The sequence below is a fragment of the Bacillus cereus group sp. MYBK227-1 genome (assembly GCF_051916325.1).
GTDB lineage: Bacteria > Bacillota > Bacilli > Bacillales > Bacillaceae_G > Bacillus_A > Bacillus_A cereus.
Genome location: NZ_JBQAGK010000001.1, coordinates 56,672 through 77,936 on the forward strand (window position 1 = coordinate 56,672; position 21,265 = coordinate 77,936).

Below are 21,265 nucleotides of genomic sequence, written 5' to 3' on the forward strand. Positions count from 1 at the left end.
AATATAGAGAGGTTGGTTATATGAACACAATATTAAGTACGCTTTTCATTGTACTTGCTGCATGGTTTGTTATTTCACGATTTTTACCAGTGAAAGGTGTTCAAAATATAAATGGCAAAGAATTGAAAAGTATAGTGGGGAAAAAGGGGAAGTATTTTATTGATGTCCGTACAGTAGGTGAATATAGAGGGAATCATATGAAAGGCTTTCAAAATATCCCCCTAAATGATCTAGCAAGTAAGGCGAATCAATTAGATAAGAATAAGGAAGTAATCGTTATTTGCCAAAGTGGAATGAGAAGTAAGCAAGCAGCAAAGGTATTGAAAAAACTAGGGTTTCAGCAAGTAATAAACGTTTCAGGTGGTATGAATGGTTTGTGAGGAGGAAATTTAAAATGAAAGAAATGACTACAAAAGAATTAGAAGAAAAATTGTTGCGTAAAGAAGCGGTAAATATTGTGGATGTACGTGAAGTAGAAGAAGTAGCTGAAGGGAAAATTCCAGAAGCATGTAATATTCCACTAGGACTATTAGAGTTTCGTATGCATGAATTAAATAAAAATCAGGAATATATTATCGTTTGTCGTTCAGGCGGGAGAAGTGCAAGAGCTGTTCAATTTTTAGAAAGTTACGGTTTTCAAGTAATCAATGTGGTAGGTGGTATGTTAGCTTGGGAAGGAAAAGTAGAATAGGGAGAAACAATTTTTATAAATAAAAATACCCCTATAGGTAATTGGAGGGAGAACAATATGGAACAACAGAAGAAAACAACAATCGTTTTATTTAGCGGAGATTACGATAAAGCAATGGCTGCTTATATTATTGCAAATGGCGCAGCGGCGTATGATCAAGAGGTAACTATTTTTCATACTTTCTGGGGATTAAATGCTTTAAGGAAAGATGAATATGTGAATGTAAAGAAAACATTTATAGAAAAAGTATTTGGAAGAATGATGCCACGCGGTGCTGATAAGATGGGGTTATCCAAAATGAATTTTGCTGGTATGGGACCAAAGATGATTAAAGGCATTATGAAAAAACATAATGCAATGCCTTTGCCAGATTTAATTGATTTGGCAAAAGAACAGGGGATTAAACTTGTAGCTTGTCAAATGACAGTAGATTTATTAGGGTTAAAAGAGGAAGAGATTATGGAAGGCGTAGAGTTTGCAGGTGTAGGGGCATATTTAGCAGATGCTTCGGATGGGAATGTAAACTTATTCATTTAAATCACCTTCTTTTTAGAAGGCGGGGGATGTAAGATGAGCTTAGTCGTATTACTTTTTATAATTGGGTTTATAGGATCATTTATATCAGGAATGGTTGGGATTGGTGGCGCGATTATTAATTATCCGATGATCTTATACATTCCAGTATTGCTAGGATTTACTGGCTATACGTCACATGAAGTGAGTGGTATTACAGCGGTACAAGTATTCTTTGCAACTTTTGCAGGCGCGTGGGCATACCGGAAAAGTAATGACATGAATAAAACGTTAGTTATGTATATGGGAGCTAGTATATTAATAGGAAGTTTTATAGGAAGTTTTAGTGCAAATCTATTAGATGAACACGCTGTAAATGTTGTTTATACAGTATTGGCGACCATTGCAGCTATGATGATGTTTGTACCGAAGAAAAATAATAGTGGAGCAGTTAAGTATAATAAATGGTTAGCAAGTGTGTTAGCGTTTATTGTAGGAGGTGTTTCGGGCATTATTGGAGCTGGAGGTGCGTTTCTTTTAGTTCCTATTATGCTAGTTATTTTAAAATTACCATTGCGCATGACGATAGCGACATCTATCGCTATTACGTTTATTTCCTCAGTAGGGATTACGACTGGAAAAGTGATTACTGGACAAGTAGTTATCATTCCAGCTCTAATTATTGCGGTTGCAAGTATATTTGCTGCGCCACTTGGAGCGCGAGTCGGGAAGAGGATAAATCAAAAAGTACTACAATATATGTTATCGATTTTAATTGTCGGCACTGCTATTAAGATGTGGATTGATATGATATCGAAATAAAAGGATGGGCTGCTTGCAGCCCATCCTTTTATTTATGCCCAAATAACTTTCATTAAGTTTTTATATTCGTCATTCGCTAATTTATATAGCATTCTCGTATGTTCAAAGACAAGTGCTGGATTAAAGTTTGGTTCTGAGAATGCAAGAGATGTTGAAATATCAATTGCATTTTGCTTATTTAATGTGAATTTTGCAAAGCGATAAGATGTATTTAATTCATTGATGACATGTAAAATATCATTTGTTGATGTTGCATCAGGTACGTGAGCAACATTGAAGCAGTATATATCCACCGTAGGATGTTCGTTTTGGAAAGCAGCGATAAGTTGAATTTTTGCGCCAGCTTCAGTCTCTAATCCTACTGAAAAATGAACAGAGCCATCATTTTCATCTATATTTTCTTCCATGTATATATCGTTGGATTTTAAGTAGTCTTTAAAATCTGAGATGTTATGTTTTACTGCAGCTTTCATATGTATGAGCCCCCTGATAATTGGAATAGATTGCTACTATTTATTATAATTTAAAAATATTAAAAAAGATAGTTAGAAAGTTCTGATTTTTAATTCTGAAGAAATAAAAAGAAGCCGTACTCTACCTCCATAGAGTACGGCTTCTTTACTATTCATTGTCGTTAGACGATGTTTCTGTATCTTCACTGCTATTTTTGTTCTTATTTTTCACTTCATGGTTACTTGATTCGCGTTCACTTGAATTTTCAGACTTAGATTCTTTTGTCTTTTTCGAATCAGGGTCTGAGTCAAACTTTGTATATGCAGGTAGTCCAAGATGAGTACGAAGTTCATTTGTAACATTAGCTAATTCTTTTTTATCTGGATTGTAGTAGTAAGTTCGACCACCACCAGCAGATTTGCTACAAGTATCGTCACCTTTTGCCATATAGCAATCATCACCTTGGATTTGTAATTTCTCAATTTCCGAATCCGATCCATATTTATAGAATGAAAGCATATCATCAAATGTTAAGTTTGTAACGAATTGGCCGTTAATATCATCAATGATGTTGCCAACTTTTGTTACAGAACCAACACTAGTTAGTTTCTTTAAAATAGCCTCGATAACGAGTTGTTGACGTTGTCCACGCATTGCATCACTATCGATGTGTCTTGTTCTAGCAAGAGCAAGAGCTTCTTCGCCATTTAGCTTTTGAACACCTTTTTCTAGGTGAATAGCCTCAGCATTATCATTGCTATCTTGCTCAGTAAATTCAACTGGTACATCAACTTCAACACCGCCCAAGTCATCGACGATTTTTATAAATGATTTAAAGTTGAATTTTACAAAATAATCGACAGGAACATTCATTAATTTTTCAACTGCATCAATGCTTGCTTGTGGTCCACCATTTTTTCCGTTTTTAGCAGAACCGAATGCATGAGCGTGTGTAATTTTATCTTTTTTCTTTTCTATTGGAATATAAGTATATGTGTCACGTGGGATACTTAATAGTTTAACAGTTTTGCTATCTTTATTAAATGTTGCAAGTAAAAGCGCGTCTGTTCTTATAGCTTCACCATATTCTTTTCCACGGACATCGCTTTCATCAACACCCATTATTAAAACAGAGACATTGTTTGTAATAGGTTTTACAGCCTTATCACGTAAATCAGATTTATCACCGCGTGCTAAATCGTGTGCGGCATTTCGAACAGCAGAAGATGCTTTATTTACTAAAAACCAAGTATAACCGCCGCCTATTAATAAAACGAATAGTATAGCGCTTATAATAATTTTTATTTTTTTCTTATTTTTTTTCGGTTTATTGCGTGTATTTTCTTGCAAAGATGGGTTTTGCTCCATTTCCTGTACTCCTTCATTTGGATTGAAATACGACACTCATATCCACTTATTATAATGAAATTTAGCGAAAAAAAACATTACAAAACATTTACATTTCGTAAAAATTCAATATATTTATAAAAAGTCAGATTTTCTATATTATATTTTTGAGATGTAGAATAAGTATAAGTTGTTTTAGTAGAAATGAAAATATATATTGTGAGAAAGTGATAGAGAAGTAAGATTTGTTGAAATATAGCCAAGAAGAGATGAGTAAGCTTACTTATTTCTTCTATATAATAAAGAAGAATTTGACGGATAAAGGAGAGAGCATAATGAATCATACATCATTCCGAGCAATCGTTGTGAACGAAAAGGAAAATCATCAGTTTGTAAGAAAAGTTGTTGAGAGAGAAGTAAGTAGTTTACCTGAGGGAGACGTATTCATACAAGTTCATTATTCTTCATTAAATTATAAAGATGCTCTTTCAGCTACTGGTAATAAGGGTGTTACGAGAACATATCCTCATACGCCAGGAATTGATGCTGCAGGAGTGGTTGTGAGTAGTGAAGATGCTACCATTAAAGCAGGAGATCAAGTTATTGTAACGGGATATGACTTAGGTATGAATACCTCTGGTGGTTTCGGAGAATATATTCGCGTGCCATCATCTTGGGTCGTGCCTTTACCGGAAGGAATGTCATTAAAGGAAAGTATGATGTATGGGACAGCAGGTTTTACTGCGGCTTTGTCGGTATATAAGCTTATTGGAGCAGGAGTCAAGCCTAGTATGGGAGATGTTTTAGTAACGGGTGCTACAGGCGGCGTAGGGAGTGTAGCTGTTAGTATATTAAGTAAGCTAGGGTTTAACGTAGTAGGAGCGACAGGAAAAATGGAAGAGGAAGATATGCTACTACGTCTAGGAGCGAAAAAGGTGATTCATCGCGCGGAATTGAATGATGAATCAGGAAGACCGATGTTAAAAGGGATATACGCGGGAGTTATCGATACTGTAGGTGGACATATGCTAGAAACAGCTTTAAAAACAGTAAAGTATGGTGGTTGTGTAACGACATGCGGTAATGTGGCAGGCCAGGAACTACAAACAACGGTATATCCGTTTATTTTACGAGGTATAAGCCTTTTAGGGATAGATTCCGTGCAATGCCCAGTAGATGTGAGAAGAGATGTTTGGACGCTTTTAGCGAAAGAATGGGGAAATAAAGAGTTACTATCTTATACAGAAGAATGTACATTAGAAGAATTAGAGAAGAAGTTTGCACTTATATTGCAAGGAAAGTTAAAAGGAAGAACAGTTGTTAAAATATAATGAAAAAAGAGACGCTTAAGTTAGCGTCTCTTTCTTATTATAATGATTGTTTTAGATTGATTTTTCCTTGTTCACCTAAAACACCGTCAGCGATATTTACAGCGTGATCGCCAATGCGCTCTAAGTTACTTACCATATCGACGAAGATGATACTTGCATCACCTGAACAGCTGCGTTCGTTTAGACGTAATACGTGACGTTTACGAAGAACACGTTCCATTTGGTCGATTTTGCGTTCTTTGGCAATAACAGTTTGAGCTAGTTCAGTATCGAAGTTTGTTAAAGCTTCAACTGAGTCTTGCAGTGTTGAAATTGTTAACTCAAGCATTTCGTTTAATTCAGCTAATGCTTCATCTGATAGTGAAACACGGTTTGAAATTTGGAAATCTACAAGTTCTACAAGGTTTTCTACATGATCACCGACACGTTCAATATCTCCAACAACACCTGCTAAAACAGAATGTTTTTCAGAATCCGTAGGTGAAAGTGGCTTTTCTGATAGTAAAACTAAATACTCGGTAATTTTTTTATCTAAATTGTTAATAGCTCCTTCTAATTGAGTAGCCATGTTTGCGTGTTTTTTGTCTTGTGTATTTAAAAATTGATTTGCTTCTTTTAATCCATGTAATGAGAACTCAGCCATACGGATAATCTCTTTTTGAGCTTCAGTTAAAGCGATGGCTGGAGATTGTTCAATAAAGATTGGATTTAAATGTTGTGGTTTGAAGTCAATCGCTGCATCTTCACCACGAATAATTTTTGTTACGATCCATGCTAACACTGCAATGAACGGGAATTGAATGATTGTATTTGTTACGTTAAATGTTCCGTGTGCAAATGCAATAGTCATTTCTGGATTCAAGTTTAATGATGTTTGGAAATATTGAATTAAACTTGTAAATGGTATTAATAAAATTGTAAAGATAATTGTACCGATAATATTAAAGATAACGTGAACTAATGCTGCACGTCTTGCTGCAATTGAAGTACCGATTGCTGCTAATACAGCTGTAATTGTTGTACCGATGTTATCACCGAATAATACAGGAAGAGCTGCTTGTAAATCGATTGCACCTTGACCGAATAGTTCTTGTAAAATACCGATTGTTGCACTTGAACTTTGTACAATTAAAGTAAAGACTGTACCGACAACAATTCCTAAAATTGGATTATCACTCATGCTCACTGTTAATTCTTGGAATGATTCTAAAGAACGAAGAGGTTTCATACCTGCGCTCATTAATTCTAAACCGAAGAATAACATACCAAAACCGAATACAACTTGACCTACAGAATGTACTTTTTTATTTTTAAAGAAGAATAGTAAGATTGCTCCAACTGCCATAACTGGGAGAGCATATTCTCCGATTTTAATTCCGATAATAAATGCAGTAACTGTCGTACCGATGTTTGCACCCATAATAACACCGATTGCTTGTCTTAATGTCATAAATCCGGCACTTACAAGTCCGACTGTTAAAGCGGTTGTTCCTGAACTGGATTGGATTAATACAGTAACTAACATACCTGCTAGTACACCCATAAGTGGGTTTGTTGTAAAACGATCTAGAATATCGCGAAGACGATCTCCAGCTGCTTGTTGCAGTCCATCGCCCATGTATTTAATCCCGAATAAGAAAATACCTAATCCACCAATGAACTGGAAGATCATATCTTGAACATTATATTCCACGCATTCCACTCCTTAAATTTCATGTACGATGTAATTATTAACTGAACCTTGAGTCACTGTAAACGGTTTGCTAGTAAAATTTACACTAAATTTACAAAGGGAATAAAAGTTTACAATCCCTTAAAGAAACAACTGCATTTCATTGGTTTTTATCTTGTATAAATCTTAATTTTGTAAAGAAATCACACTTTTTAGAATAATGTTGTTCAGTCGAATATCGAGGAAAGTATCTGCGAGTTCATCGTATATTTTTTGATGAAAGTTAAGAAAATATGTAGGGAAATGCATGTAGTTTATAACAGTAACTTGAGGGGAAACAATTCTTTTAACACGATAAAAAAAGCCACTGAATTATCCAGCAGCTTTTTCCGTGTTTTTATCGCCATGCTTTTGTTTTCTTATGCTTGTAATGTAAATGAAGAGAAAAGCAATAAGTAATAGAGAGGAGTAACGATATACAGTTGCATAGTTTGTAAAGTGAGCAATAAATCCAAAGATAATCGCTCCAGCGCCGATTCCAAGGTCAAATGCGGAGAAGAATGTAGCAGTTGCTACGCCGCGTCGATGCGGTGCTACGCGGTCAATCATCCATGCTTGTAGTGCAGGTTGGATCGCTCCAAAACCACTTCCGTAACATGCTGCAGCAATAATTAAGCTCGGAATTGTCGTCGTATACGACAATAAAATAATACCTGTAAACGTTATAATAACTCCCGGAATGATGACGAATGTATGGCCTTTCGCATCATATAGCTTTCCAGAGAATGGACGAGTCACAGCGATTGCTAGTGCGTTACATAAAAAGAAGAGACTAATATCAGCTATGCCGACTTCTGTAGCAAATAGTGTGATAAAACTTCCGATTCCTCCGTACATTAATGTAATACATAATATTAATAATGAAGGAAGTAAAGCTTTACGCTCAATAAATCCATCGAGAAAAGTACTAGATGATTGTTGTGGAGGCTGTTTCGTTTTTTGGATTTGAAGTAGTTTCGTTAATATTAATGAAACAATTGTGCACGATAATGCACATAAAAAAAGAATTGTGAAGTTATATGTTTGCATAAGCCATAGTCCGATAAGTGGACCGAGGGCCATTGCAAGTGTTCCAGAAAGACCAAAATATCCCATGCCTTCTCCGCGGCGAGCTGAGGGAATTAAATCAGAAACGACAGTTCCATATGTAGTCGTTGTAATACCGAAACCAGCTCCGTGCAAAATACGAACAGCAAGCAAGAGAAAAATAGTTGAGGCGAAAAGGTAACTGCCCATAGCGAGTAAACAGATAGCAGTACCGATCATTAAAATGATTTTTTTATTGAATTTTTGCAAGGCGTTCCCAGTTAGCGGTCTAACAAAAAGTGCCGCAACGGTAAACATGCCGACAACAAATCCGATATTTGAACTTGTGCCACCAATTTCTTTCACATAAACAGGTAAGGTTGGAATTAACATTTGAAACCCTAAAAACATACATAAGTTTGCAAAAATTAAAGCAACAAACTCTTTTGTCCATAACGGTTCTCGTTTTACGAGTATTGCTTCTCCCATATATTCATCCCCTATATAAAATTTTCTCTTTTCTTTCGAGTATATGTATTGGCCAATGCAACAGTCAAGGAAGGTGTCTTGAAAACGGATAACAATTTTTAAGGTGAAAAACTGACAAATTTGTGTAAAGGCTACACAACTATGAAAAAAAGATGTAAAGTATAGATGTATAGACTTGTAGGTGTTAAGAATGATAGAAATTGTTTTTTCTTTAAAGAAAGCGGATTCAAAGGAGTAGTGAACAAGAAGGGGATATATACTTTTTCACTACATATATTTGAAAAGGTTTACAATATGATGAAGAAAGAGGCGTGTACATATGAGACGATTAGGTATTTCTATTTATCCAGAACATTCAACAGTAGAGAAAGATAAGGAGTATTTAACATTAGCAAGTAAATATGGGTTTACACGTGTGTTCACATGTTTATTATCTGTGGATGGAGAAAAAGAGAAAATTATTGAAGAATTTAAAGAAACGATCTCACATGCGAATGCATTAGGGTTCCAAGTATTAGTGGATATTAGTCCATCTGTTTTTGAACAATTAGGTATTTCGTATAATGATTTATCATTCTTCCATGAATTGGGTGCGTACGGTATTCGTTTAGATGTTGGTTTTTCAGGATTAGAAGAATCAATTATGACTTATAATCCGTATGGTTTGAAAATTGAGATTAATATGAGCAATGGTACGAAGTATGTAGATAACATTATGAGTCATAGACCAAATCGTGAAAATTTAATTGGTTGTCATAATTTTTATCCGCATCGTTATTCAGGGTTATCATACGATCATTTCATTAAATGCTCGAAACAATTTAAAGATTACGGTATGAGAACGGCTGCTTTTATTTCATCATTTGATGCAACATATGGACCTTGGCCAGTAACAGAAGGGTTATGTACATTAGAGCAGCATCGTGAATTACCGATGACAACACAGGCGAAACATTTATTCGCGACGGAATTAATTGATGATGTTATTATTGCAAACGCATATGCGTCAGAAGAAGAATTACAAGCACTAGGTGCATTAAATAAAGAGAAACAAACATTTGATATAGAAATATATGATACAACGACAGAACTAGAAAGAATTATCGTATTAAACGAACCACATTTTTATCGCGGAGATGTATCTGAATATATGATTCGTTCTACACAAAGTCGTGTGAAATATAAAAAAGAAGAGTTTAAACCTCATAATACGCGTGAAATTAAGCGTGGGGATTTATTAATTGATAATGAACAATATGGTCAGTATAAAGGCGAATTACAAATTGCATTAAAAGATATGGTGAATACAGGAAAAACAAATGTAGTTGGTCGAATTGTAGAAGAAGAGATTTTCTTACTAGACTATTTACAAGCATGGGATAAATTCGGATTTACATTAAAGAAATAGAGAGAATATAAAGGGGAAAAACTACTGATTTCAGCAGCTTTTCCCCCTTTATATATAAAGAGCGAGAGGAAGAGCTATGACAAAGGTGCATCAGCGATTAATTTCTATTTTAGAGGAATTTTTAGAAGAGAAATCGATGTTAAATCGAGCTTTTTTAGCGGGCCGTTTACATGTATCGACGAAGACGATTCAAAAGGATATAAAATTATTAAATGATATATTGGAAGAAAATGGAGCGAAAATCGAATCGCAAAGAGGGACTGGGTACGAATTAGAAATTATACAAAAGAAGAAATTTGAAGACTTTTGTGTGAGTCTATTTCAAAAACAGACGGAAAAGATCCCAACTTCTTATGAAGAAAGAATAGCGTACATTCTGCAGCGTGTTTTAATGACAGAGGGATATGTGAAGCTTTCAGAATTAGCGGAAGAGATGTATGTGAGCAAATCAACGGTCAATTTAATTATGAAAGATGTTACAGATATATGTGATCGCTATAAATTACAAATTGAGAAGAGACCGTATTATGGTATACGTATTGTTGGAGAGGAATTTAATATTCGTTCTTGTTTATCACAATATGGTTTACCGCGTTATGACCATACTCCGTTTCATGAGCAATTTGAGCAGACGGAGACATATTTATCGCTACCGCATATATCACTCATTCGTTCAATTATATTAAAGTATATTGAAGGCGGAACAATATATTTATCTGATATAGAAATTGATAATTTAGTCATTCATATTGCAATCGCATTAAAGCGTTGTCAAAGTCAACATTATATGAAAGGACTGCATGCGGAGCAATCAGAACTTATAATAAAGAAAGAATATACAATTGCGAAGCAGATTTTAGGAGATTTAGAGAAAGCGTTAAAATTTTCATTTCCAGAAGAAGAAGTATTATATGTGACGATGCATTTATTAAGTACTGCTGTTACAACGAGAAATCGCTATGAAAATATAGAAGAGCTATTAGGGAAAGATATATATGCATTTATGCAACATATTCTTTTTAAAGTAGCGGAAGAACGGAATCTTATTTTTTATTATGATGAAGAATTATTATTTGGATTTGGTATTCATTTAAAAACGTTATTAAATCGTTTGAAGTATAAGTTAAATACGAGAAATCCTCTTTTGGCAGAAGTGAAAAAGAATTATCCGTATGCTTTTGAAATTGCGGTTCTCGTTGGAGATATCATTGGTGAATATACGAGTGAATCGATCCCTGAAAGTGAAATTGGTTATATTGCAATTCACTTCGGTGGAGCTATGAGCCGTTTGCAGGAGCAAAATCAAAAGAAAAGATGCTTATTAGTTTGTGCGACTGGTCAAGGAAGTGCCCAACTATTAAAATATAAAATTTTATCACAGTTCCGAGATAAATTAGAGATTGTAGGTATTACAGGCTATTATCAATTGAAAGTAGAAGATCTTTATAAAGAAAAAATAGATTGTATTATTAGTACGATTCATATACCGAGTGGCTTGCCTGTTCCAGTTATAAAAGTGAATTCAATATTTGATGATAAAGAGATTAAATCGATTGGTCAGCGGTTGTTTACGCATGTGAATACTAGTGTGCAGCCTTATATTAAGGAAGATTTAATCTTTTTAAATTATAGTGCTTCTACGAAAGAGGATGTTATTCAGTTTTTATGTGAGAAAGCTGCTGAGAAACGCTATGTACCAGAAAACTTTTATGCTTCTGTTATGGAAAGAGAAAATACGTCTCCGACAGCGGTTGGGAATTCAGTTGCAATCCCGCATCCGATGCAGTTATTAAGTGAGGAAACTTTTTTGATGTTTTGCACACTTGAAAAGGCTGTTGATTGGGGAGATAAAAAAGTACAAGTAATTATTTTATTTAGTGTAAAGCGCAATAATAATGAAGATTTGCAAAGGCTTTATGATTTTTTATATGATATTATGTCTAGTCAAACTACGATAGAGAAACTTACTCAGACCGAGGTAATTGAAGATTTTCAAGAGATTTTATTATCATTTTGAAAAAGTATATAAAAACTTCCGTTACATAACGGAAGTTTTTTATGTTTAATTGTATGCGTTTTCATAATAAGATGGAAATATAGAAAACATATAGCTTGGGGGAATTTAAAATGGCTGATATGCAAACTCCATTTGCGTTAATTTTACATGGTGGCAATGCGAGAAGTGCGGCGCTTGAAGCAATTGCTTTTGCAAGACAAGGAGATTTCGGGAATGCCGGTGAAAAGATGAAACTTGCTAGTGAGGAAATTTCAGCAGCGCATCGTATTCAAACGGATTTAATTCAAGAAGAGGCAAGAGGAAATCATGCAGAAATTAGTTTACTGTTGGTGCACGCACAAGATCATTTAATGAATGCAATTACAGTGAAAGAACTGGCTGAAGAATTTATTGCTCTTCATAAACGAGTAGAAGAGAAAGTGACCGTATAAGATGTACATTTTATTATGTTGTGCAGCAGGTATGTCAACGAGTATGGTCGTAAGAAAAATGCAAGAAGAGGCAAAGAAACAGGGGAAGAATTATAAAATTAAGGCAGTTGATTCAGAACTAGTGAAGCTTGAAATTAAGGAAGCCGATGTCGTTTTAATTGGCCCACAGGTGAAATATTTATTTCCAGCTGTAGAATTTCTTGCAAATTCATACAATATACCAGTTGCGATTATAGACCAACGAGATTATGGCATGTGTGATGGTTTGAAGGTGCTTAAGCAAGCAGAACAATTAGTTTTAGCATAATTATATCTTTTTAAATATAAACATTATAATGTTATAAAGTTTATTTCATTCTTTTATAGTAGAGAGAAAGAGGAGGGCTATTGATGAATGGGTTTATGAGTTTTATGGAACAAAAGATTATGCCAACAACGCAAAAGATTGCAGGACAACGACATTTATTAGCAATTCGAAACGGGGTTATTTCTACATTGCCGTTAACGATCGTCGGATCATTTTTTGTTATCTTTTTAAATTTACCAATTGATGCATATATGGAATGGATTGCACCGTTTCGCCATATTTTAGATATTCCATTCCGATTTACAGTAGGACTAATGGCATTATACGCAGCGTTTGGTGTAGGGGCTTCGCTCGCGAACTTTTATCAGCTCAATCAGTTAAGTGCAGGGTTATTATCTGTACTCGCCTTTTTACTAGCATCAGTTGAACCAATTCAAATTACGAAAGCTGTACCAGGTGTTATTGATGCAGGTAGATATATTTCAGTAGGAACATTAAGTGCAACGTCTTTATTCGGCGCAATTGTTACAGCATTAATTGCAGTAGAAATTTATCATTTTATGATTAAGCATAATATCTCCATTAAATTACCAGATAGTGTACCACCAGCAGTTTCAAATTCGTTTGCAGCATTAATTCCAACATTAGCAGTTATTCTTTTATTCTGGGGCATTCGCTACGGTTTGAAATTTGATGTGAATACAACGATCACATATTTAATCGCACCATTAAAATCAGTATTAGTAGGAAATAATTTATTCGGTGGTTTATTAACAGTATTCTTAATCGTGTTTTTCTGGTCATTCGGTATACATGGACCAGCGATTTTAGGACCAATTATTCGTCCGATGTGGGATTCAGCAATTCTTGAAAATATGGAAGTATTCACGGCTACAGGAAATGCACATCAGTTACCAAACTTATTTACAGAGCAATTTATTCAATGGTTCGTATGGATTGGCGGATCAGGCTCAACGTTAGCTTTAGTAATTATGTTTATGTTCTCTAAATCTAAGTTCCTAAAAGAGTTAGGTAGATTATCATTCGTACCAGGTTTATTCAATATTAACGAACCAATTATTTTTGGGGCACCGATTGTAATGAACCCAATTCTAATTATTCCGTTCGTTATTACACCGTTAGTGACAACGACAGTATCATATTTTGCAGTTGTTTCAGGTATGATTCCACTTATGATGGCGAAACTGCCATTTACGATGTTAGCACCAATTGCAGCGGTAATTAGTACGGACTGGACAATTATGGCTGGTGTACTTGTACTTGTTAACTTTGTCATCTCATTCGTTATTTACTATCCATTCTTCAAAATGTATGAGAAACAACAATTAGCAGGAGAGGAGAAAACAGAATGCTCGGAGCAATTATCATCTTAATTACATTCGTGGTCGGACAGTGTATTGCCCATTATTCGAAATGGGTACAAAGTAAATCTTTATTAGTGTTACTACTAGTATCAGTTTTATTTATCGGTTGTTCAATGGGTGCATATGTAATGTTAGGATTGCAATCACCGTACGTAATTATTGTACCGACAATTTTATGTGCAACGTGTTTATCTGCAAAATATAGATTTACGAGCATGGCATTAATACAACGTGTGAAGGAGATGCAAAAGCATGGAGCGTAAATTAGGAATTTCACTTTATCCAGAACATTCAACGAAAGAAAAAGATATGGCTTATATTTCCGCAGCGGCACGACACGGTTTCTCAAGAATATTTACTTGTTTGTTATCTGTGAATCGTCCGAAAGAAGAAATTGTAGCTGAATTTAAAGAGATTATCAATCACGCAAAAGATAACAATATGGAAGTTATTTTAGATGTAGCTCCAGCTGTGTTTGATCAGCTTGGTATTAGTTATAGCGATCTATCATTTTTCGCAGAATTAGGCGCAGACGGTATTCGTTTAGATGTAGGTTTTGACGGATTAACGGAAGCGAAAATGACGAATAATCCGTACGGTTTAAAAATTGAGTTAAATGTAAGTAACGATATTGCGTACTTAGAAAATATTCTTTCGCATCAAGCGAATAAATCAGCTTTAATTGGTTGCCATAATTTTTATCCGCAAAAATTCACTGGTCTTCCATACGATTATTTCATTCGCTGTAGTGAACGCTTTAAAAAGCATGGTATTCGCAGTGCAGCCTTTATTACATCACATGTCGCAAACATCGGTCCATGGGATATTAACGATGGATTATGTACATTAGAAGAGCATCGTAATTTACCAATTGAAGTACAAGCGAAGCATTTATGGGCAACAGGGTTAATTGATGATGTCATTATCGGAAATGCTTATGCGAGTGAGGAAGAGTTAGAGAAACTAGGAAACTTAAATCGCTACATGTTACAGCTAAAAGTGCACTTTGTAGACGAAGCGACTGAAGTAGAGAAGAGAGCTACGCTGCAAGAATTACACGTAAGGCGCGGCGACATAACAGAGTATATGGTACGTTCTACAGAAGTACGTAAAAAGTACAAAGATTATGACTTCCCAGTGCGTGAAAGTGTGCTGCAGGAAAGAGGGCAAGTTGTAATTGGAAACAATTCATTTGGTAAGTATAAAGGTGAACTGCAAATCATTCTGAAAGAAATGCCGATAGATGAACGGAAAAATATTGTCGGTACAATTGCAGAAGAGGAGTTATTCTTACTAGATTATGTAGGAGCTTGGACGCAGTTTACTTGTGTGGAATAGGGAAGAGAAGGAGAGGATGCTGTGACATCCTCTTTTTTCTGTTGAAATAGTAATCTATCGTATATAGAATGCAAAGAGATAGACTTAATTTGGACGGGAGAGAAGGAGATGGAAGAGTATATAGATGATTTATTAAGGCGGATGGCTGATGAGGAAACAGAGATTTGGCATCGTGCGTATGATGAAGCAAAAGCGTTAAATGACTTATTAACTTTTCTTTATTTACAGCAGAAGGTAATCAAAGCAAAAAAGGTATCTATGAAGAAAGATATTTATTATTTAATGACGAAACTCGCCATCAATACGAAGGAAATCTATATTGCTGATTATCTTATAGATCGTTTGGAATGTGAACAAAGCCCGACTTTGTTAAGTGAACTGCTTAGTAATATTTATACATTGCCAGAAATAAGTAGTACAAATAAAATCATTCCGTATATTTATCATAAAAACGATAGTGTTCGTTATTGGGCAGTTGCTTCCTTAAAGTTATATAAATCGTTAGAAGCGGAAAGTGCGTTGCTAAAGTTGTTGGATACTGAAGAAAATAAAGATGAGATTACACATATTTGTTATACATTGTTTGAGATTGGAACGAAGCAATCGATTCTGCCGTTAACAAAGCTTTTATATAGTAATAGTGCCTATGTTCGTTCAACCGTTATTGAGGTTTTAGCAAAAATAGGGGGATCGGACTTACAAATAGTTTATATTGAAGCTTTACATGATAGAAATGTTATGGTGAAATATGAAGCTGTTCGAGCTATTTATACGTATGGCGACGAAATGGCAATGAGAGCAATTTGCGAACGTGTGAATAAAATTGTTGCTAGAAGACGTAAAAATGAAGTAGAGCCTACGGATGAAGCAGAGATTATCATTGCTCTTCGTTTCTTACATAAGTTTGCTAATCATGAAGAAGTTTTAAAGATATTTGATAAGGTATACAAAAAACGTGGAAACTTGTTTATGTCGGAGAGGGAGTGGCTTCGAGACAATATTGCTTACTTTCAAGAGAAAGAAAGAATGTAATAATTATAGAAAAGGAGCCAGTCTCAACGATGAGACTGGCTCTTTTTTATAACTAGTTTAATACTTTAACTGTAACTGTTTTACGTCCCCAGCTACTTGATGAACCTTTATCTGGCATTAAAACGTCGATTTTATTACCTTTAATAGCTCCACCAGTATCACCAGCGATTGCTACTCCGTAACCTTCAACCCATACTTTTGAACCTAATGGAATGACACTTGGATCAACTGCAATTAGTTTCATGTTTGGATTAGCTGTTAAGTTGTGGCCTAAAGCTGATTTTACTTGGTCGCCTGCTTTATAACCATTTTCAAGTGGATCTGCTGTGTAAGCTGTTGCTACAACACGTAACTCACGAGAAGATGATGGTGTACTTGTTTCAGTTTCTTTTGCAACAGGTTGTTGTGTAGCTGGTTTTTGAGCTTTAGCCGCTTCACGAGCTTCTTGAGCCTTAGCTGCTTCACGAGCTTCAGCTGCCTCTTGAGCTTTAGCTGCTTCACGAGCTTTAGCTGCTTCTTGAGCCTTAGCCGCTGCTTGAGCTTCAGCATCTGCTTGAGCTTTAGCTGCTTCACGAGCTTTAGCTGCCTCTTGAGCTTTAACTTCTGCTTGAGCTTCAGCATCTGCCTGAGCTTTAGCTGCTTCTTGAGCCTTAGCTGCTTCACGAGCTTTAGCCGCTTCTTGAGCTTTAACTTCTGCTTGAGCTTCAGCTGCTTCGCGAGCTTTAGTTGCTTCCACTGCTTTAGCTTTTGCTTGAGTTTCAGCTACTTCCTGAGCTTTAGCTGCTTCACGAACTTTAGCTGTATCTTGAACTGTAGTCGTTTTTTCAACTTTAGCTACTGGTTGAACTTTAACTGGTGCTTTACCTGTTAAGTAAGGAACATGAACATAAGCTGTTTTTCCGTTATATTCAAATTGAATCCAATCATTTTGTACTTGGTGTGTTGTTTCAATTACATCATCTTTTTTCAACTTACCAAGAATCTCTGAGTCTGTGTTTGCCCCAGCACGTACGTTTAATACGTTTGCTGTTACGTAGTAAGTGTCTTTTGTATAGTCAGCGCTTATGAAAGCTTCTTTACCGCTATTCAATTGAACTTTTGACCAACCATTTTCTGTATGTAAAACATTTACTTTATATCCATCTAATAATTTTCCTACAACTTTTGATTCAGTAGTTGGGTTTTCTCGTACGTTTAGTACGTCAGTCGTTACGATTGTTTCTGCTTTAGCAGATGTTGTGAAAATCCCAAGACCAAAAACCGCTGCTGTTGCTATACCCATAAATTTTTTCATAATAGCCTCCATTGCATTTGTTTTCGTTGACCTCATTATAGCAACCATTATTTTCTTATTTGCGAAAAACATAAAATTACAAAGCTTTCGTAATGGGGCATTAATATTCTGTAACAATTCCATAAATATCCTGATAGCGCTTCCTTGTTGTTTTTTGGCGTATTAGGGCATATGAAACACAAAATGAGTAGTATTTCAATTACTGTAACGTTAATAATGTTACAGTAATATTTCTTGATGATATCTATAGTGTTACAAAAATAGCTTATTTTACTGTTTGAATGGAAATTTAGTTATGAAACGATAATCTTTTTAGGCGTGAAAATATATAAATGAGGTGAAATTTAATAAAATATCGATATAATTGTTACAAAATCAGTCGAAGTATGGAAAAAATTACGCCTTGATTTTCGTCTGTTACATAGTATTTTTGCAATAATAGGATTAGATAATAGCCTTAGTACCTATAAATAATGAAGAGTATTAGAATGATAGTTGTAACGTGAAACATATATAATAGAAGAAACTCGATTTAATAGGTAAATAAAAAACGCAGGAGTGTAAACTCCTACGTTTTTGTTTATTCATATCGTAAACATTCAATTGGATCCAGTTTGGCAGCTTTGTTAGCTGGTAGTAAACCGAATAGTATACCGATTAACATAGATAGGGCAACGGAGATAAGTCCTAGTTTTAGTGAAACGACAAGTGGCCATCCTGCAAACATTGCGACAATCCATGCGAAGAAGATTCCAAGCATAAATCCGACAAAACCACCAAGTGCTGTTAAAATACAAGCTTCGATTAAGAATTGCATTAATACTTTACCACGTGTTGCACCTAATGCTTTACGGATACCAATTTCACGTGTACGTTCTGTTACAGATACTAGCATAATGTTCATTACACCAATACCACCTACAAGTAAGGAAATAGCAGCAATACCACCGAATACACTTTTTAATATACCTGTGAAGCTATCAATTTCTTTTAAGAATTCTTGTGGATCTGGTACTTCAAATTTACCTGAATGCTCTGGTTTTTTTGCTTCATTTAATGATTTTACAACTGCTTCTTGAACAGTTTCCTTATCTTGACCAGGAGCAATTTTTACCGTTACAGAATCGTAGTTGTTTTTCCCGAATAGTACAGGCCAGTTTTCTGCTGAAATGACACCTTCTTTAAATGTCATGCCACCCATCATTGCTTTTATTGAATATACGCCAACTACTTTGTATGGTGTACCTTTTATATCTACATATAAGTTTGGTTCCCATGAAGAATATAATTTATCAAAAGCATCTGTATTTAATACAATTGTGTGTTCAGGTCTGTCTAAATCAGCTGCTGTTAAAAATCTGCCGTGCTCAAGTTTGAATTTAGATGTATCTTCAAAATAATCACCTTTTGCACCGGTAATATCAAGATCTAATTCTTTTTTTCCTGCATATACTTTTTCTTTTCCTTTTACATCTGGATAAACTTCTTGCACACCAGAAATTTTGGATATACTTTCATACATGCTTGAGGAAATTTTGCCGTCCATATCTGAGTAATCTTCTGTCTTATAATTTACAGAAAACTGATCTTTTTTTTCATTCCCGATTTGTTCGCGGAACTTTGCGTTTGTTCCATCCCCAATCGAGATAATAGTAATGATGGCACTAACCCCAATAATAATACCTAACATCGTTAAGATAGAACGCATTTTATGAGCAAAGATAGAGGAAAGGGCCATGCGTATATTTTCACTCGTATTCAAAATTAACCTCTCCAATCTTGGACGATATTTCCGTCACGAATTACAATTTGACGTGCTGCAGCTTCCCCGATTTCACGGTCATGGGTAATCATAATGATTGTTGAGCCTTGTTTATTTAATTCGTAAAAGAGGTCCATAATTTGTGTACTTGTTTTCGTATCAAGTGCTCCCGTCGGTTCATCGGCTAAAATGAATTTCGGGTTATTTACGATTGCGCGGGCAACGGCGACACGTTGCTTTTGACCACCGGATAATTCGTTCGGTAAGTGAGTAGCGCGATCAGCTAAACCGACTTTTATTAAAGCGGCTAATGAGCGCTCGCGTCTTTCTTTTTTATCGACTCCAGCGTAAATAAGAGGTAGTTCTACATTTTGAAGCGCTGTAAGTCTCGGTAATAACATGAAGTTTTGGAATACGAATCCGATCTCTTTATTACGTACGTGTGCAAGTTCTGTTTCAGTCATGTTTGAAATATTTTGACCGGCTAGTTCGTACGTACCTGTCGTCGGTTTATCTAAGCAACCGATAATGTTCATTAGTGTTGATTTACCAGAACCAGAAGGTCCCATAATTGAAGTGAATTCTCCTTGGTTCAGTGTTACGTCAATTCCGTGTAATATTTGAACGGACTCTGCACCATTTTGGAAGGATTTCGTGATGCCTTTTAAGTTAATCACTGGGCGACAACCTCCATACCATCTTTTAAGTCTTTTTCAGGTTTAGAGATAATTTCCTCTCCTTTTTTCACTCCAGAAACTTTTGCTTCGCTATCAGTCTCGAATTCAACAGTAACTGCTTGTTCTTTCGCCTTACCGTCTTTTACAACGAAGACAACATTTTTGTCACCTTTTTTCACGATACTGCTTTTCGGAACAATTGTACCAGTTGCTTCGCCAGATTTACTTGTTACGTAAACGTGGAAGCCGTTTTGTAATTCGTCACTATTATCTAATGTGACAGTGAATTGATAGTTAGAAACAGTTTTATTTTCATCCATGCTCTTTAATGGTGTAGAACCGATTTCTGTTACTTTTCCTGTCCAAGTCTTACCAGCGACAGTTTTTGATGAAACAGTTACTTCTTGCCCAACTTTCATACTAGCAAGCTCATATTCAGAAATTTGACCTTTTATTTTAAATTGACCAGCGTGACGAAGAGTAATTCCGCTCATACCTGTTTTTTCGTCAGCAGTTTTTACGATATCATCAATTACGCCATCAGCAGGACTTGTTACAGAAAGATTGTTTACTTTCTCTTTTGCTGCTTTAATCATTTCATCAGCTTTTTCAACTTCAAACTTTTTCATTTCAATTTGTGATTCTAATTGCCCAACTTCGGCTTCTGATGCTTTTAATGCTTCAGCAGGAAGGCCTGCATTTTTATCTTTTTGTAATTTTTGTTTCGCTACATCAATTTGTTTTTGGAGCAACGTTACTTCTTTTTGTGCGATTTTCTTTTGCATTTCTGCTTCTGTTACACCTTGTTTCGCAGTCGGATCATTGTATTTAAATAGAAGCTGACCTTTTTTCACTTCATCGCCTTTTTTCACAGCTAATTCATATGTTCCTTTTGTTGGATCGAATGAAATAGTTTCAATTCCATTTGGAATAACTTCGCCACCAAATTTTTGCGCGTTTTGGATTTGTTTTTCGGTTACTTTATATCCGCTATATGCCATTGCTACATCTGAACCGCCACCAGCAAATGCAAAGTATGATCCAGCTGCAATTCCGATTGCTACTACACTAGTAATTAACACTTTATTTTTCTTCTTCATCTATTTATCACCTTTTCGTTCGTTTTAGTATCTACATTAAGTATAGAAGAGGTAAAGAATCTGACAAATCGTTTTAGCTTACAATAACCTTACAGTTTTGTAAGGTATGA

Annotated in this window: 21 protein-coding genes; 13 read left to right on the forward strand and 8 right to left on the reverse strand. The window is 35.3% G+C overall.

Annotation, left to right across the window (positions count from 1 at the left end; translation table 11 throughout):
• Positions 1-20: 20 nt before the first annotated feature.
• From ACTFRM_RS00430 to ACTFRM_RS00445, 4 genes are read left to right on the forward strand one after another with little or no spacing between them, the layout of a single operon-like run.
• Entirely contained in the window at positions 21-380 is a 360-nt protein-coding gene (locus ACTFRM_RS00430) for a rhodanese-like domain-containing protein (RefSeq protein WP_001092318.1), read from the forward strand.
• Positions 381-394: 14 nt separating this feature from the next.
• A complete protein-coding gene (locus tag ACTFRM_RS00435; RefSeq protein ID WP_000661810.1) occupies positions 395-691 on the forward strand; it encodes a rhodanese-like domain-containing protein in 297 nt (98 codons plus the stop codon).
• A gap of 57 nt (positions 692-748) precedes the next feature.
• Positions 749-1,228: a DsrE/DsrF/DrsH-like family protein gene (locus tag ACTFRM_RS00440; RefSeq protein WP_000437746.1), complete on the forward strand. Its 480-nt coding sequence runs from the start codon at positions 749-751 to the stop codon at positions 1,226-1,228.
• Between the two features lie 33 nt (positions 1,229-1,261).
• Complete coding sequence (locus ACTFRM_RS00445; protein WP_048655908.1) at positions 1,262-2,026, forward strand: sulfite exporter TauE/SafE family protein; 765 nt, start codon at positions 1,262-1,264, stop codon at positions 2,024-2,026.
• Between the two features lie 32 nt (positions 2,027-2,058).
• On the opposite strand, the gene ACTFRM_RS00450 is transcribed toward ACTFRM_RS00445, so the two are convergent.
• The gene (locus ACTFRM_RS00450; protein ID WP_000642362.1) at positions 2,059-2,499 is read right to left on the reverse strand and encodes a hypothetical protein; all 441 of its coding nucleotides are present in this window, start codon (positions 2,497-2,499) and stop codon (positions 2,059-2,061) included.
• 148 nt (positions 2,500-2,647) lie between these two features.
• On the reverse strand, positions 2,648-3,847 hold the full coding sequence (locus ACTFRM_RS00455) for an LCP family protein (protein WP_427260248.1): 1,200 nt from the start codon (positions 3,845-3,847) through the stop codon (positions 2,648-2,650).
• A 314-nt stretch (positions 3,848-4,161) separates the two neighbouring features.
• Between ACTFRM_RS00455 and ACTFRM_RS00460 the strand changes: the two genes are divergently transcribed.
• Positions 4,162-5,157 (forward strand): YhdH/YhfP family quinone oxidoreductase, encoded by a 996-nt coding sequence (locus ACTFRM_RS00460; protein ID WP_001016960.1) that lies wholly within the window; start codon positions 4,162-4,164, stop codon positions 5,155-5,157.
• A gap of 37 nt (positions 5,158-5,194) precedes the next feature.
• Here the strand turns inward: ACTFRM_RS00460 and ACTFRM_RS00465 are convergent, their stop codons facing one another.
• Positions 5,195-6,850 (reverse strand): Na/Pi cotransporter family protein, encoded by a 1,656-nt coding sequence (locus ACTFRM_RS00465; RefSeq protein ID WP_000456278.1) that lies wholly within the window; start codon positions 6,848-6,850, stop codon positions 5,195-5,197.
• A gap of 351 nt (positions 6,851-7,201) precedes the next feature.
• Positions 7,202-8,404 (reverse strand): MFS transporter, encoded by a 1,203-nt coding sequence (locus ACTFRM_RS00470; protein WP_000503245.1) that lies wholly within the window; start codon positions 8,402-8,404, stop codon positions 7,202-7,204.
• A gap of 319 nt (positions 8,405-8,723) precedes the next feature.
• On the opposite strand from ACTFRM_RS00470, the gene ACTFRM_RS00475 reads away from it, so the two are divergent.
• The 8 genes from ACTFRM_RS00475 to ACTFRM_RS00510 all read left to right on the forward strand — a co-directional run bounded on the left by ACTFRM_RS00475 (position 8,724) and on the right by ACTFRM_RS00510 (position 16,322).
• Entirely contained in the window at positions 8,724-9,812 is a 1,089-nt protein-coding gene (locus ACTFRM_RS00475; RefSeq protein ID WP_001253349.1) for a DUF871 domain-containing protein, read from the forward strand.
• Between the two features lie 76 nt (positions 9,813-9,888).
• Entirely contained in the window at positions 9,889-11,829 is a 1,941-nt protein-coding gene (locus tag ACTFRM_RS00480) for a BglG family transcription antiterminator (RefSeq protein WP_440043061.1), read from the forward strand.
• A gap of 110 nt (positions 11,830-11,939) precedes the next feature.
• Entirely contained in the window at positions 11,940-12,260 is a 321-nt protein-coding gene (locus tag ACTFRM_RS00485) for a PTS lactose/cellobiose transporter subunit IIA (protein WP_000774631.1), read from the forward strand.
• A gap of 1 nt (position 12,261) precedes the next feature.
• A complete protein-coding gene (locus ACTFRM_RS00490; protein ID WP_000275642.1) occupies positions 12,262-12,567 on the forward strand; it encodes a PTS sugar transporter subunit IIB in 306 nt (101 codons plus the stop codon).
• 83 nt (positions 12,568-12,650) lie between these two features.
• Positions 12,651-13,961 carry a PTS sugar transporter subunit IIC gene (locus ACTFRM_RS00495; protein ID WP_001013053.1) on the forward strand — a complete coding sequence of 437 codons (1,311 nt, stop codon included), beginning with the start codon at positions 12,651-12,653 and terminating at the stop codon, positions 13,959-13,961.
• The gene (locus ACTFRM_RS00500; protein ID WP_000900048.1) at positions 13,937-14,215 is read left to right on the forward strand and encodes a hypothetical protein; all 279 of its coding nucleotides are present in this window, start codon (positions 13,937-13,939) and stop codon (positions 14,213-14,215) included. The genes ACTFRM_RS00495 and ACTFRM_RS00500 overlap by 25 nt, the downstream gene beginning before the upstream one ends.
• Complete coding sequence (locus tag ACTFRM_RS00505; protein ID WP_000440054.1) at positions 14,205-15,290, forward strand: DUF871 domain-containing protein; 1,086 nt, start codon at positions 14,205-14,207, stop codon at positions 15,288-15,290. The genes ACTFRM_RS00500 and ACTFRM_RS00505 overlap by 11 nt, the downstream gene beginning before the upstream one ends.
• A gap of 108 nt (positions 15,291-15,398) precedes the next feature.
• Entirely contained in the window at positions 15,399-16,322 is a 924-nt protein-coding gene (locus tag ACTFRM_RS00510) for a HEAT repeat domain-containing protein (protein WP_048538586.1), read from the forward strand.
• Positions 16,323-16,374: 52 nt separating this feature from the next.
• On the opposite strand, the gene entC is transcribed toward ACTFRM_RS00510, so the two are convergent.
• The 4 genes from entC to ACTFRM_RS00530 form a co-directional block, all read right to left on the reverse strand.
• On the reverse strand, positions 16,375-17,739 hold the full coding sequence (gene entC, locus ACTFRM_RS00515; RefSeq protein ID WP_121868518.1) for a cell wall-binding protein EntC: 1,365 nt from the start codon (positions 17,737-17,739) through the stop codon (positions 16,375-16,377).
• 457 nt (positions 17,740-18,196) lie between these two features.
• Complete coding sequence (locus ACTFRM_RS00520) at positions 18,197-19,354, reverse strand: ABC transporter permease (protein WP_002197439.1); 1,158 nt, start codon at positions 19,352-19,354, stop codon at positions 18,197-18,199.
• Between the two features lie 26 nt (positions 19,355-19,380).
• Complete coding sequence (locus ACTFRM_RS00525) at positions 19,381-20,055, reverse strand: ABC transporter ATP-binding protein (RefSeq protein ID WP_440043063.1); 675 nt, start codon at positions 20,053-20,055, stop codon at positions 19,381-19,383.
• Positions 20,052-21,155 (reverse strand): efflux RND transporter periplasmic adaptor subunit, encoded by a 1,104-nt coding sequence (locus tag ACTFRM_RS00530; RefSeq protein ID WP_440043064.1) that lies wholly within the window; start codon positions 21,153-21,155, stop codon positions 20,052-20,054. The genes ACTFRM_RS00525 and ACTFRM_RS00530 overlap by 4 nt, the downstream gene beginning before the upstream one ends.
• Positions 21,156-21,265 lie beyond the last annotated feature (110 nt).

Coding starts and splice junctions, on each gene's coding strand:
- ACTFRM_RS00530 (WP_440043064.1), bottom strand. CDS start 21,155: ATGAAGAAGAAAAATAAAGTGTTAATTACTAGTGTAGTAGCAATCGGA.
- ACTFRM_RS00510 (WP_048538586.1), top strand. CDS start 15,399: ATGGAAGAGTATATAGATGATTTATTAAGGCGGATGGCTGATGAGGAA.
- ACTFRM_RS00455 (WP_427260248.1), bottom strand. CDS start 3,847: ATGGAGCAAAACCCATCTTTGCAAGAAAATACACGCAATAAACCGAAA.
- ACTFRM_RS00435 (WP_000661810.1), top strand. CDS start 395: ATGAAAGAAATGACTACAAAAGAATTAGAAGAAAAATTGTTGCGTAAA.
- ACTFRM_RS00450 (WP_000642362.1), bottom strand. CDS start 2,499: ATGAAAGCTGCAGTAAAACATAACATCTCAGATTTTAAAGACTACTTA.
- ACTFRM_RS00485 (WP_000774631.1), top strand. CDS start 11,940: ATGGCTGATATGCAAACTCCATTTGCGTTAATTTTACATGGTGGCAAT.
- ACTFRM_RS00520 (WP_002197439.1), bottom strand. CDS start 19,354: ATGGCCCTTTCCTCTATCTTTGCTCATAAAATGCGTTCTATCTTAACG.
- ACTFRM_RS00440 (WP_000437746.1), top strand. CDS start 749: ATGGAACAACAGAAGAAAACAACAATCGTTTTATTTAGCGGAGATTAC.
- ACTFRM_RS00480 (WP_440043061.1), top strand. CDS start 9,889: ATGACAAAGGTGCATCAGCGATTAATTTCTATTTTAGAGGAATTTTTA.
- entC (WP_121868518.1), bottom strand. CDS start 17,739: ATGGAATTGTTACAGAATATTAATGCCCCATTACGAAAGCTTTGTAAT.
- ACTFRM_RS00475 (WP_001253349.1), top strand. CDS start 8,724: ATGAGACGATTAGGTATTTCTATTTATCCAGAACATTCAACAGTAGAG.
- ACTFRM_RS00505 (WP_000440054.1), top strand. CDS start 14,205: ATGGAGCGTAAATTAGGAATTTCACTTTATCCAGAACATTCAACGAAA.
- ACTFRM_RS00495 (WP_001013053.1), top strand. CDS start 12,651: ATGAATGGGTTTATGAGTTTTATGGAACAAAAGATTATGCCAACAACG.
- ACTFRM_RS00500 (WP_000900048.1), top strand. CDS start 13,937: ATGCTCGGAGCAATTATCATCTTAATTACATTCGTGGTCGGACAGTGT.
- ACTFRM_RS00430 (WP_001092318.1), top strand. CDS start 21: ATGAACACAATATTAAGTACGCTTTTCATTGTACTTGCTGCATGGTTT.
- ACTFRM_RS00445 (WP_048655908.1), top strand. CDS start 1,262: ATGAGCTTAGTCGTATTACTTTTTATAATTGGGTTTATAGGATCATTT.
- ACTFRM_RS00460 (WP_001016960.1), top strand. CDS start 4,162: ATGAATCATACATCATTCCGAGCAATCGTTGTGAACGAAAAGGAAAAT.
- ACTFRM_RS00470 (WP_000503245.1), bottom strand. CDS start 8,404: ATGGGAGAAGCAATACTCGTAAAACGAGAACCGTTATGGACAAAAGAG.
- ACTFRM_RS00490 (WP_000275642.1), top strand. CDS start 12,262: ATGTACATTTTATTATGTTGTGCAGCAGGTATGTCAACGAGTATGGTC.